11 protein-coding genes are annotated in these 12540 nt (G+C 73.2%); 4 read left to right on the forward strand and 7 right to left on the reverse strand.

The window, feature by feature from the left end; genetic code table 11:
* Positions 1-29: 29 nt before the first annotated feature.
* The gene (locus ACZ4A5_RS01035; protein WP_467576745.1) at positions 30-803 is read right to left on the reverse strand and encodes a metallophosphoesterase family protein; all 774 of its coding nucleotides are present in this window, start codon (positions 801-803) and stop codon (positions 30-32) included.
* Positions 804-1070: 267 nt separating this feature from the next.
* Here ACZ4A5_RS01035 and ACZ4A5_RS01040 point away from each other — a divergent pair, with 267 nt between their 5' ends.
* The gene (locus ACZ4A5_RS01040; protein ID WP_467576748.1) at positions 1071-2867 is read left to right on the forward strand and encodes an AMP-dependent synthetase/ligase; all 1797 of its coding nucleotides are present in this window, start codon (positions 1071-1073) and stop codon (positions 2865-2867) included.
* Positions 2868-2927: 60 nt separating this feature from the next.
* Here the strand turns inward: ACZ4A5_RS01040 and ACZ4A5_RS01045 are convergent, their stop codons facing one another.
* On the reverse strand, positions 2928-4070 hold the full coding sequence (locus ACZ4A5_RS01045) for a glycosyltransferase family 4 protein (protein ID WP_467576750.1): 1143 nt from the start codon (positions 4068-4070) through the stop codon (positions 2928-2930).
* Between the two features lie 152 nt (positions 4071-4222).
* Here ACZ4A5_RS01045 and ACZ4A5_RS01050 point away from each other — a divergent pair, with 152 nt between their 5' ends.
* Positions 4223-5473: a glycosyltransferase 87 family protein gene (locus tag ACZ4A5_RS01050; protein ID WP_467576752.1), complete on the forward strand. Its 1251-nt coding sequence runs from the start codon at positions 4223-4225 to the stop codon at positions 5471-5473.
* A gap of 7 nt (positions 5474-5480) precedes the next feature.
* On the opposite strand, the gene ACZ4A5_RS01055 is transcribed toward ACZ4A5_RS01050, so the two are convergent.
* The 5 genes from ACZ4A5_RS01055 to ACZ4A5_RS01075 form a co-directional block, all read right to left on the reverse strand.
* Complete coding sequence (locus ACZ4A5_RS01055) at positions 5481-6869, reverse strand: Cif family virulence factor (protein ID WP_467576754.1); 1389 nt, start codon at positions 6867-6869, stop codon at positions 5481-5483.
* Positions 6870-6919: 50 nt separating this feature from the next.
* Positions 6920-7966, reverse strand: coding sequence for a C40 family peptidase (locus tag ACZ4A5_RS01060; protein ID WP_467576757.1), 1047 nt, complete (start codon positions 7964-7966; stop codon positions 6920-6922).
* Between the two features lie 251 nt (positions 7967-8217).
* Positions 8218-9282 carry a C40 family peptidase gene (locus ACZ4A5_RS01065; RefSeq protein WP_467576761.1) on the reverse strand — a complete coding sequence of 355 codons (1065 nt, stop codon included), beginning with the start codon at positions 9280-9282 and terminating at the stop codon, positions 8218-8220.
* A gap of 275 nt (positions 9283-9557) precedes the next feature.
* Complete coding sequence (locus tag ACZ4A5_RS01070; RefSeq protein WP_467576763.1) at positions 9558-10937, reverse strand: NYN domain-containing protein; 1380 nt, start codon at positions 10935-10937, stop codon at positions 9558-9560.
* Between the two features lie 19 nt (positions 10938-10956).
* The gene (locus ACZ4A5_RS01075) at positions 10957-11196 is read right to left on the reverse strand and encodes a hypothetical protein (RefSeq protein ID WP_467576766.1); all 240 of its coding nucleotides are present in this window, start codon (positions 11194-11196) and stop codon (positions 10957-10959) included.
* A 199-nt stretch (positions 11197-11395) separates the two neighbouring features.
* Here ACZ4A5_RS01075 and ACZ4A5_RS01080 point away from each other — a divergent pair, with 199 nt between their 5' ends.
* Both ACZ4A5_RS01080 and ACZ4A5_RS01085 read left to right on the forward strand, forming a co-directional pair.
* The gene (locus ACZ4A5_RS01080; protein WP_467576768.1) at positions 11396-12160 is read left to right on the forward strand and encodes a rhomboid family intramembrane serine protease; all 765 of its coding nucleotides are present in this window, start codon (positions 11396-11398) and stop codon (positions 12158-12160) included.
* Between the two features lie 10 nt (positions 12161-12170).
* A complete protein-coding gene (locus ACZ4A5_RS01085; RefSeq protein WP_398867290.1) occupies positions 12171-12452 on the forward strand; it encodes an Lrp/AsnC family transcriptional regulator in 282 nt (93 codons plus the stop codon).
* The last annotated feature ends 88 nt before the right edge of the window (positions 12453-12540 follow it).

Here is a 12540-nt window from a genome sequence, read left to right on the forward strand (position 1 = left end):
TGCCGCTGAAGGCTACATCCCGGCGCGCGTCACCACTCCAGCACCCAGGGTGTACCGCTGGAGGCGAAGTGGCCGACGTTGACGCACTCGGTCGCGCCGATGCGCATCCGGCGCGCGAGGGGCTGGTGGACGTGGCCGAAGAGGGCGTAGCGGGGGCGGGTGGCGCGGATCGCCTCCAGCAGCGCGGCGCTGCCGGTCTCGAAGCGGCGGGCGACGGTGTCGTAGCAGAGTTCGGGCACGGCGGGCGGGATGTGCGAGCAGAGGACGTCGACGTGGCCGAGGGCCTCGATCTTGGCGGCGTACTCCTCGTCGCTGATCTCGAAGGGCGTGCGCATGGGCGTTCTCAGGCCACCGCCGACGAAGCCGAAGACGCGGCCGCCGATCTCGACGCGCTCGCCGTCGAGGACGGTGGTGCCGGGTGCGGCGTACTCGGGCCAGAGCCGGGGGATGTCGACGTTGCCGTAGGTGGCGTAGGTGGGGGTGGGGAAGGCGGCGAAGAGTTCGGCGTACTGCTTGCGGACCGCGGACTCGATGGCCGCGTCGCGGTCGACGCCCTCCCACAGGCGGCGGCCCAGCTCACGGGCCTCCTCGAAGCGGCGGGCGGTGCGCAGCTCCACGATCCGGTCGGCGTTCTCGACGCCGAAGAGGTCGGGGAAGATGCCGCGCGAGTGGTCCGCGTAGTCGAGGAAGAGGATGAGGTCGCCGAGGCAGACCACGGCGTCGGCGCCGTCGCCCGCCCGTGCGAGACCCTCGCTGTTGCCGTGCACATCGCTGACCACGTGAACTCTGAAGCCACCTCGCATGCCGATCACCCTAGGCGCTGCGGACGGCCGTCCGGAAGGTCGCCGACCTGCGGTTACTTCCCGGTCACCAAGCGGAGGGGCTAGGGTTCGGAAGGCGGTCCGGTGGCGTGTGACGCACAGAACATCTGAGCGCCACCCCTATTCGAAAGCCGTACTGGTGGGTAACGTCCGGGCAGTCCAATACCCCCCTTGCCTGACATGGACCGCAGCCGACGCAGCGCCCCTCAAAGACGCGGCGGCGCCGGCGCCCGACGAGGAGCAGCAGTCTTGCGCGAGTTCAGCCTTCCGGCCCTCTACGAGGTCCCCGCGGACGGAAACCTGACGGATCTGATCCGCCGCAACGCCGCGCAGCGCCCCGACGTCGCCGTCATAGGGCGCAAGACCGACGGCCGCTGGGAGGACGTCACCGCCGCCGCTTTCCTCGCCGAGGTGCGGGCCGCGGCCAAGGGCCTGATGGCTTCGGGCGTCCGGCCGGGCGACCGCGTGGGGCTGATGTCGCGCACGCGCTACGAGTGGACGCTGCTGGACTTCGCCATCTGGAGCGCGGGCGCGGTGACCGTGCCGGTCTACGAGACGAGCTCGGCCGAGCAGATCCAGTGGATCCTCGGCGACTCCGGGGCCGTCGCCTGCGTCGTGGAGACCGAGGCGCACGAGAGTGCCGTCGGGTCCGTCAAGGACCGGCTGCCGGAGCTGCGGCACGTCTGGCGCATCGAGGACGACGCCGTCGGCCGGCTCGGCGCGGCCGGGGAAGGGCTGAGCGACGAGGAGGTGGACGAGCGCAGCGCGCTCGCGGGCGCCGACTCCCCCGCGACCATCGTCTACACCTCCGGCACCACCGGACGCCCCAAGGGCTGTGTGCTGACCCACCGCAGCTTCTTCGTGGAGTGCGGCAACGCCGTGGAGCGGCTCAAACCGCTCTTCCGCACGGGCGACTCCTCCGTGCTGCTCTTCCTGCCCACCGCCCATGTCTTCGGGCGGCTGGTCGAGATCGCGGCGGTGCTCGCGCCCATCAAGCTGGGCTGTGTGCCCGACATCCGCAACCTCACCGACGAGCTCGCGGCCTTCCGGCCCACGCTGATCCTCGGCGTCCCGCGCGTCTTCGAGAAGGTCTACAACTCGGCGCGCGCCAAGGCCCAGGCCGACGGCAAGGGCAAGATCTTCGACCGGGCCGCGGACACGGCCATCGCGTACAGCCGCGCCATGGACGGCCCCGGCGGGCCGTCGTTCGGGCTCCGGATCAAGCACGCGATCTTCGACCGGCTCGTCTACGGCAAGCTGCGCGCGGTGCTCGGCGGCCGGGCGACCCACGCGATCTCCGGGGGCGCGCCGCTGGGCGAGCGCCTCGGCCACTTCTACCGCGGCATCGGCTTCACCGTCCTGGAGGGCTACGGCCTCACGGAGTCCTGCGCGGCCACCGCCTTCAACCCCTGGGACCGGCAGAAGATCGGCACGGTCGGGCAGCCGCTGCCCGGCTCGGTCGTCCGGATCGCCGACGACGGCGAGGTGCTGCTGCACGGCGAGCACCTCTTCCAGGGCTACTGGAACAACGAGGCCGCCACGAAGGAAGCCCTCTCCGACGGCTGGTTCCACACCGGCGACCTGGGCACGCTCGACGAGGACGGCTACCTCACGATCACCGGGCGGAAGAAGGAGATCATCGTCACCGCGGGCGGCAAGAACGTCGCCCCCGCCGTGATCGAGGACCGCATCCGCGCGCACGCCCTGATCGCCGAGTGCATGGTCGTCGGCGACGCCCGCCCCTTCGTCGGCGCCCTGATCACCCTCGACGAGGACTTCCTCCCGCGCTGGCTCGCCGACAACGGCAAGCCGGCCGGCTCGACCCCGGCCCAGCTGGCGGACGACCCGGACCTCCTCGCCGCCGTGCAGAAGGCTGTCGACGACGGCAACGCGGCGGTCTCCAAGGCGGAGTCCGTACGCAAGTTCCGCATCCTGCCGGCGCAGTTCACGGAGGAGTCGGGTCATGTGACGCCGTCGCTCAAGCTCAAGCGGAATGTTGTGGCGAAGGACTTCGCGGACGAGATCGAGGCGATTTACCGGGGGTAGTGGCGGGTGGGGTACGCGGCCCGTTCGCGCCTGCGGCGGGCTTTTCCCCAGCCCCGCCCCCTACAAAAGATCCCGCAGCCTCCCCGCCAGCAGATCCCAGCGCCACTTCGACTCCACCCAAGCCCGCCCCCGCGCCCCAAGCCGCTCACGCAAAGCGGAATCCCGCAGAAGCATCACGATCCGGTCAGCCGACTGCTCCGCCGAACCACCCCGCACCACATACCCCGTCTCCCCGTCCAGGACCGCGTCCGGCGCTCCCCCGGAGTCGCCCGCGACCACCGGAAGGCCCGTCGCCGACGCCTCCAGGTAGACGATGCCGAGGCCCTCGACGTCCAGCCCGCCCCGCCGCGTGCGGCACGGCATCGCGAAGACGTCGCCCGCGCCGTAGTGCGCGGGCAGCTCCTCCCACGGGACGGGGCCGGTGAAGTGGACGGCGTGGGCGACGCCCGTGGCGTCGGCCAGTTCGCGCAGGTCCTTCGCGTACGGGCCGCCGCCGACGATCAGCAGCACCGCGTCCGGCACGGCCGCCAGGATCCGCGGCATGGCCCGGATGAGCGTGTCCTGGCCCTTGCGCGGGACGAGCCGGGAGACGCAGACGACGACCGGGCGGTCGGTGAGCCCGAGGCGGGCCCGTACGGCGGCGCCGCCGGAGTCCGGGTGGAAGGTCTTCTCGTCGACGCCGGGCGGCAGTTGGACCATGCGCGCGGCCGCCTCGGGGGTCAGCGCGCCGGCGATCCTGGAGCGGGTGTACTCCCCCAGATAGGTGAGGGTGTCGGTGCCCTCCCCGATCCGCCGCAGCAGCTGCCGGGCGGCCGGCAGCTGTGCCCAGCCCGCCTCGTGCCCGTGGGTGGTGGCGACCAGCCGCCGGGCGCCCGCCCGGCGCAGCGCGGGCCCCATCAGCCCCAGCGGGGCGGCGGCGCCGAACCACACGGAGGAGCAGCCGTGTTCCCGCAGCAGCCCGGTCGCGCGCCGGGTGACCCGGGGCGTGGGCAGCAGCATGGTCGTGCGGTCGCGGACGACCCGGAAGGGCTGTTCGGCGTCGAAGCGGGCGGTGGCCTCCGCGCCCTCCTGGCCGCGCTTCCAGGTGGAGGCGTAGACGACGATCTCCGACGGGTCCAGGCGCAGCGCCATGTTGTGCAGGAATGCCTGGATACCGCCGGGCCGGGGCGGGAAGTCGTTGGTGACGATCAGGGTCTTGTGCATCGCGCCCGACAGTACCGGGTGCCAGGGGGCGGCGATCGGGCGGCAACCGCGGGTGCACCGGGCACGTCACCGGCCACCGGCGGCCCGGAGGGGCATCATGCCTTCCAGTAGCGGGTGCTCACCACATGTGAGGGCCGTGAAGAACGAGGTGAATGATGGCGGGCGCTGGATTGCGGCTCTCGATCGCGGTGTGGGCCGTCACCCGGGCCGTGCTGCTGCTGTGTGTGTTCCGGGTGTGGGTGATGCCGGGTTCGGACGTCTCCGTCGACATCGAGGTGATCTACCAGGGCTGGTACGGGGTGCTGCGCACCGGCATGTTCCCGTACGACGACGTGACCTGGCAGTACCCCCCGGCCGCCGCGCTCGCGGTGCTCGCCCCGGGGCTGCTGCCCTTCCTCGACTACGCCCCGGCGTTCTTCCTGATGTGCTTCGCCGCGGACGCCGCGGTACTCGCCCTGCTGCTGTACGCGGTGCGGGGCGGCCGGCGCAGTGTGAAGGGGGTCTGGGTGTGGGTGGCGGGAGTGCCGCTGCTCGGCCCGATCGTCTATGCCCGCTATGACGTGATGGTGACGGCCGTCGCGGTCGCCGCCCTGCTGGCGGCGGGGCGCAGGACCCGGCTGGCGGGGGCGCTCATGGGCTTCGGCGCGCTGCTGAAGGTCTGGCCCGTGCTGCTGCTCGTCGGGACGCCCCGGGGCCCTCGCACCCGTGCGGCCTGGAGTGCCGCGGCGCTGGGCGCGGTGGCCGTCGGGCTGTTCTTCGCGGTGACGATGCCGGGCGCGCTGGCGTTCCTGAACTTCCAGCGGGCCCGCGGCACGGAGGTGGAGTCGCTGGGGTCGCTGGTCTTCCACCTGGGCCGGCACGTGGGGTGGCACGGTCACGCCCGGCTGAACTACGGCTCGGTGGAGTTCCTCGGCCGCTACGTCCACACCGTCAGCAGGCTCGCGCTCGCCCTGACCGTGCTGGCCTTCGGCTGGCTGCTGGTGTGGCGGCTGCGCGCGCGGAGGTTCACGCCGTGCACGCCCTGCGACGCGGCGTTCGCGGCCGTCCTGCTGTTCACCACGACGAGCCGGGTGATCAGCCCGCAGTATGTGATCTGGCTGATCGGTCTCGCCGCCGTCTGCATGACGATGCGGGCGACGCGCCAGGGCCTGCCCATCGCGCTGGTGCTGCTGGCGGTTCCGCTGACCCAGCTCGAATTCCCCATCTGGTTCTCCCATGTGGTGGCCAGTGACAAGCTGGGCGTCGCGACGCTGGCCCTGCGCAACACCCTGCTGGTGGTGGCGACGGTCATCTCCTGCGCCCGGCTGTGGCGGGACACGGTGACCGAGGCGGACCGCTCCGGTGCGACGGACCCGCCGAAGGACCCGCCCACGGAGAAGGAGGCGGCGCTGACCGCCGGCTGAGTGCCGCTCAGCCCAGCTGCTGGGTCACATAGGCGCGCCACCGCCGGGTGAAGTCGGCCTCCGAGACGCCCAGCACCCGGTGCAGCGCGGCCGGCATCGCCCCCGCCCGCCGCTGGTGGCCGCCCACCGCGCGGTAGAACGCGACGAGCTTCTCCTCGCCCCACTGCTCGGCGATCATGCGGCAGGCCAGCCACCCCTCCTCGTACGCGCGGGCCAGCCGCCCCGGCTCCCCCGCGAAACCGAAGTCGGCGTCCGTGGGCAGGGCCTCGGGCGGCCTGCCCTCCCCGACGGCGCGCGCGAGTTCGGGGGCGGCCTGGCGGGCGGTGCGGCCGGTGCCGCGGTAGGCGGTCCAGTCCGCGAAGCCCTCGGAGAGCCACAGCGGGGTCGCGGCCGAGGTCAGCGAGCGGGTCGCGACATGGGCGGTCTCGTGGGTGAGGACGACGCGGCGGCCGAAGTCGCCGAGCGTCCCGTACGCCTCGGGGTTGACGATGATCCGGTCGGCGGGGGCGTTGCCGGAGCCGCCGACCTCGCCGGTGGTGACGGCGGCGATGCCCCGGTAGTTCGCCACCGGCGAGTCCAGGAGCTCGGCCATCCGGTCGACCGAGGCGGGCATCTCGACGACGACCCGGCCCGGCCAGTCGCCCTTGTGCCGGGCCGGGGTGGCGGTCGTCCCCTCCAGCTTGGGCGGGGCCGTGCCCGGCGCGCCCGTCCCGCCGCGCCAGGCGGAGCTCACCGCGGGCACCGCGGCGTCGGCGAGGTCGGCGAGCGCCTTCAGCCGCCCCTGGTCCTGGCCGACGCCGAGGACCAGGCTGTGCGCGCCCCGCACGGCCGTGACCGGGCCCTGCTGCCAGAGCTGCCGGGGGCCGTGCCGGGTGTCCTCGGCCGTCACGTACCACCGGTCGTCGTCCTTGCGTACGACCGTGAACCGCTCGGTGGTGGTGACCGGGACGGTGTCGTAACCCGCCAGCCGGTAGCGCAGTTCGGCCTCGGCGGCGACGCGGTGGCCGTCGCCGCCGGAGGGGGCGAAGCCGCCGGTGCGCACCAGGTGGTGGTCCCAGGAGGCGAGGGGCACGGCGGCGAGGTTGGCGAACCGCGCGCGCTGCTCGGTGCGGAAGCCCGTCGCGTCGGGGTCCAGGGCCGCGAGGAAGGCCCGCTCGTCGCGGTCCCGCAGCGCCTTGGCCCACCGGTCCAGCAGGGCGCTCACGGCCTTGCGCTCGTCGTCCTGACCGCCGGTGAGCCCCACGGAGCCGCAGCCGCACAGGGCCTGGAGGGCGAGCAGCCCCGCCACCAGCGAGCGGACGAGGGCCCCGCGCGGGGCCCGGGCCACCGCGCGGCCGGAGGGCAGGCCGCGGACCCGTCCGCCAAGGACTCCGCTCCCTCTCCACCGGCCCGTCACGCCCCGCATCGTACGAGCCCCGCGCCCCGCGCCGTGCGCTCAGGTGGCGCTCATGGCCGGGTGATGGACGAAATCGGCATCATGTTGGCCGGGTCGTAGCGGACCCGGGCGCCCGGGTAGGGGGCGTGCACGACCTGCCCGTTGCCGACGTACATGCCCACGTGGCTGGCGTCGTTGCGGTAGATCACCAGGTCCCCGGGCTGGGCCTCGGCCAGGGAGACGTGGCGGCCCGCGTTGCGCTGCGCCTGCGAGGTGCGCGGCAGGCCCACCCCGGCGCGCCCGTAGGCCCACTGCATCAGGCCGGAGCAGTCGAAGGCGCCCGGCCCGGTCGCGCCCCAGGCGTAGGGGGAGCCGACGGCCGAGCGGGCGGCCATCGCGGCGGCCGCCCCCCGCGAGGAGAGGCCGGCGAGGTTCGGCAGTCCGGCGAGCGAGCCCTCCGAGCGGTCCCCGCCGGAGCGCGAGGCCCGGGCGTACGCCTCGCGGTCCTGCTCGGGCAGCGCGTTCAGCAGCCGGCGGGCCGTGGCGAGCTTGCCCTCGACCTCGCGCTTGTGCTGCTCGACGGCCTGCCTGCTCTCCTCCAGCTGCGCCAGGACCCGGACGGCCTCCGCGCGCTCCTGGCGCAGGGTGCGCTGCGCCTCCAGGAGCGCCTTGAGCTGCTCGGCCTGACGACCCGTGACCCGGTCGAGGACGGCGGCCCGTTCCAGATAGGCGTCGGGGTCCGAGGACAGCAGCAGCTGGATCGCCGGGTCGACGGCGCCGTTGCGGTACTGCGCGGTGGCGATCATGCCCAGCGCGCGGCGCATCCGGTTGACGCTCTCCTGGCCGCGGACAACGCGGTCGGTGGCCTGGGCGACCTTCTGCCGCAGGGTGCCGGTGCGCTCGCCGGCCGCGTTGAACTTCTCTGTGGCCGCCTCGGCCTGCTCGTAGAGCCGGTCGACCTGTGCCTTCACCGTGCCGGACCCCTTGGCCGTGCCCGAGGGGTCGCCGGGCGCGGCCCCGGCGGGTGCCGCCAGGCCGGCGGCCGCGGTGGCCACGGCGGCGGACAGGACGGTGACCCGGGTGAGACCGGGCTGCGCGGGACGACGGTGTGACGCCACGGGCTGCCGCACTCCTTCCGTTCTTCCACTGGGTGCGCGGTGCCCTCCTGCCGCCCGGAGAGGGGCGGAGCACTGTGCCGGGTACCGCGCGCCAGACAGTAGCGGCGCGGTCACCCCCGGTTCAAAGACCCGGTGGAGCGGGAACGTTGACGCCCCGCCGGAGACGCAGGTCACCGGCGGGGCGCGGAGTCAGCGGGGCTCGCCGCGATTCGCCCGAACGGGCGGCACGTCAGCCGTTCGGCCCAAGCGCGTCAGCCGATGCGCACACCGAACTGGAAGGGCATGTTGCCCATCGACTCGTAGCGCACGCTGGCGCCCGGCTTGGGGGCGTGCAGCGTCATGCCGTTGCCCGCGTAGAGGCCGATGTGGTGCAGGTCGCCGTAGAAGAGCACCAGGTCGCCGGGCTGGAGCTGGCTCTGGTCGTAGATGCGGGTGCCGTCGTTGGCCTGGTCCTGCGAGGTGCGGTCCAGGTTGACGCCCGCCTGCGCGTACGCCCAGGAGGTCAGGCCCGAGCAGTCGAAGGAGTCGGGGCCGGTCGCGCCCCAGACGTACGGGGAGCCGATGACGGACTGCGCGGCGGCGAGCGCGGCGCCGCCACGGCCCGAGCCTGCGGGGATCTTGATGTCCGGGCGGCTGCCGCCGCGGCTGGCCCGGTCACCGCCGCCGCTCTTGGCGCCGCCGCTGCCGGCGTCCTTGCCGTCACTGCCGGTGATCTCGGCGCGCTCCTTGGCGCTGAGGGAGTTGAGGAGCTCCTTGGCGTCGGCGAGCTTGCTCTGGACCTCTTCCTTCTTGTCACCCAGTGCCTTGCGGGTGTCGGCGAGGTCCTTGAGCTTGCCGCTCGCCTCCTCACGCTGCTGCTTGAGGGTGCGCTGCTTCTCGGATATCTGCTTCAGGGTGTCGGCCTGCTTGGCGCTCAGCTGGTTGAGCGTGGAGGCCTTCTCCAGGAAGGTGTCCGGGTCGGAGGAGAGGAGCAGCTGGAGGGAGGGGTCGATGGCGCCGCTGCGGTACTGCGCGGTGGCCAGGGAACCGAGGCTGTCGCGGAGCTTGTTGAGCTCCTCCTGCCCGCGGGCGACCTTGTCCTGGAGCTCGCTGACCTGCTTGTCGAGCTTCTCCTGCTTCTCCTTGGCCCCGTTGTACTTCTCGGTGGCCTGCTCCGCCTCTTCGTAGAGCTTGTCGACCTTCGCCTTGGCGTCCGACTTCGACGGCGAGTCGGCGTGCGCCGCCTGGGAGGAGAGGGCGACGGCCGCGGCGGCGGTCGCGGTCAGCACGGTCACGCGAGTGCGGCCCGGCTGCTTGGGTCGACGGTGGGACGCCACGGAGACGAGCTCCTTCTTCCTCAGCCGCCTGCCGCGCGAAGTCCGCGGTTCCGGCGGGACCTTCACCGTCACCCCGAATGGATGATCACCGCGCGAAGGTTCGAGGCCCGACCTTAGTGACCTCCCCATGATCCGTTCAAATCCCCAGGCGGAAAATCACGCCCCACAAGCGCATCCTTTACCCTCGCGACACAGCGGGTGACGTCTGATGAACACTCAGGCACCATACGGAGGCTCGTATTCCACCCGCATCGGGAGAAGCCGCGCGCAAGCGGTCAGGTGCGGGCGAGCCGCTTGAGCAGCAGCGCGGAGGCCACCGGGCGCGCGCCCGCCTTCGCCACCCCGTCGGCGACCTCGCGGTCGGTGGAGACCACGACGACCGGCCGGCCCGGCGGCTCGGCGCGCACGAGCTGGCGGATCAGCTCGTCGGCCGTCACACCGGGCTTGCTGAAGAGCACCCGCACCCCGCGCGGCGGCGCCAGCAGCACGGGCGCGGCCAGCTCCGCTCCGTCGAAGACACAGGTCATCTCCGCGCCCGTCTGCGCGGCCAGCATCGACAGGCCGCCCAGCAGCCGCAGCCGCTGCTTGTCGAGCGGCATCGTCGGATATCCGGTCTTGGTGACGTTGTAACCGTCGACGACCAGATGCGCCTGCGGCAGGGCGAGGAGCTGGTCCAGGAGCGCCGGGTCCGTCTCCGAGAGGGCGCGCGTGGCGATGTCCTTGGGCGTCATCCGGCCCGGCTCCACGGCGTCCACGGTGTCCGCGGGGCGCGTGGACGCGGGCGGCAGCGCCAGCTCGCGGCGCAGCCCCTGCGCCGCGTCCAGGACGGTGTCGAGCAGCAGCCGCAGCCGCATGTCCTCCACGCTGCGGCCCTCGCGCACCGCCCGGCGGCTCGCCTCCAGCCCCGCCTCGGCCTCCGCGAGACGCGCCTTGAGCCGCCGCGCCTCGCCCAGGGCGGCCGCCTTCTCGGCGGCCCCGGCGGCCCGTACGGCCTCCAGCTCGCCCTCCGCCTTGCGCAACGCCGCCTCGCCGCGCCGCACATCGCTCAGCGCGCTGCGCAGCTTGCGCTGCATCGCGTCGTTCTCCTTGCGGGCGGCATCCAGCTCGGCGCGGATCCGGTCGCACTCCGTACGCGCGTCGGCGCGGGCCTCGGCCAGCTCCTCGCGCAGCCGCCGCAGCTCGCGCTGGGCCTCCTCGCCCGCCCGCTCGGCGCTCGCCCGCTGGGCCTCCTCGCCGGCCGCGGTGACCAGCTTGACCCAGCCCGTGGGCCGCAGCACGAAGGCCATGGCCGCGACGTCCTCGGGGTCCGCCGCCGCGGGCGGCGCCCCGGAGTCGAGCGCCTCGGCCAGCTCGGAGCCCGTCTCCCGCAGCCGGGCGGAGATCCGCTGCCGGAAGGCGGCGTCGTTCTCCACGGCGGCGGCCATGGCGTTGCCCGCGAACTTGGCCCGGCGGCTGGGGGTGAAGCGGGCGTACTGCCGCAGCGTGGGCGGCAGTTCGGTGACCGTCAGACCGCCGAACGCCTCGGCGACCAGATGGACGACCCGCCGCCGCACACCCTCGGGCAGCGGGCGGTCGAGCACCTCGGCGACGCCGTCGGCCCCACCGGTGTCATCCGGTTCACCGGCCGCGTCCGCGCCGCCTGTGTGCTCAACCACCGCTCACCGCTCCCGTTCTTCAGGCGCTCGCGCCCGGCCTGTCCACCAGCTCGATCTCGTCGACCGCGTTGCACCACCGGCAACGTACGGACTCGATCGTCTCACTGACCACGTCTCGCTCCTCCACCCGAGGCGCTCCGGCCAGGTCGAGGTGGACGTATTCCACAGCCTTGGTGGTCCGCGTGACATCGAATCGGGTCAGATTGCCGCACAGCGTGCAGCGCCAGCGCGTCCGGTCCGTCGGCTGGGGAACGCCCATGATTCGTCGTCCGTCCTCGTCAACTGCGTCGTGTCCGACGACGCCGTGGGCCTGCGTGGCGCCGTCACCGCCAGGGTGTTTCCCGTAACCCTACGGCCTGATGGTCATGCGGCGCGGAGCACAGCCGGGTCCGGCCCCTGCGGCCCCGGCCCGGCGAGGCACTCTGTGCGCATTGCTGCCCGTACGCCATGATCTGGCCATGCTCGGAAAGGCAGCGCGCCGGAGCCCACCGCCCCACCGCCGGACCAGACCTCTGGTCACGTACGCCCTCATCGGTATCTGCTGCGCCGTCTTCCTGCTCGGCCCCGCCTCGGGCCTGACCGCTCCGCCGGGCTCCCATGGGGACACAGCCGGTCTGCTGGTCGCGCAGACCGCCTACTTCGAACGCTGGGGCGTGGTGCCCGAGGAGCTCTGGCACGGCTCGCCGGGACGGCTGCTCACCCCGCTCACCGCTCTCTTCGTGCACGGCAACTGGCTGCATCTGCTGGGGAACATGCTCTTCCTCCATGTCTTCGGCGCCATGGCCGAGGAGCGGATGGGCCGGGCCTCCTTCGCCTTCTTCTACCTCGCCGCCGGGGCGCTGGCCCTGCTCGGCTACGCGGCCGTGCACGCCGACTCCGTCCAGACACTGGTGGGGGCGTCCGGAGCGATCTCCGGGGTGCTCGGGGCGTTCCTCTGTCTCTTCCCCAGGGCCCGGGTCACCAGTCTCTTCCCGTTCCTCTTCTTCCTGCCGCTGCGCTTCCCCGCGTGGGCGGTGCTGCTCTTCTGGTTCGTCCTCCAGTGGCTGGCCGCCCGCACCGCGGGCGACCGGCCCGGGGTGGCCTACCTCGCCCATGTGCTGGGCTTCTCGCTGGGCTTCCTGTACGCGTGGGCCCGGTACAGGTGTGCGGCTAGAGTGAAGAGAGCGGCCGCGTCCGGCGACGGGCCGCGAGCCCCCGGGGACCCACCCCCCGGCCCCCGATAGGAGCCCAGCCGTGATCACCTCGATCGTGCTCATCAAGACCGACGTCGACCGGATCCCCGAGATCGCGGAGCAGATCGCCGCGCTGGAGGGCGTCAGCGAGGTCTATTCGGTGACCGGTGCGCAGGACCTGATCGCCATGGTGCGCGTGGCCCGCCACGACGACCTGGCGGACGTCATCCCGGGCCGCATCAGCAAGGTCCCGGGTGTCGCCTCCACGGAGACCCACATCGCCTTCCGCACGTACTCCCAGCACGACCTGGAGGCCGCGTTCGCGATCGGGCTGGAGGCATGACCCCCACGGCCCGGCTGTCGAGCGGCCGGGCCCGGGATCGCGCCCCGCGAGCGGGGCGGGGAACCGCGCACCCGCCCCGTGCGCGCGG

The organism is Streptomyces sp. NPDC025618 (assembly GCF_055558795.1).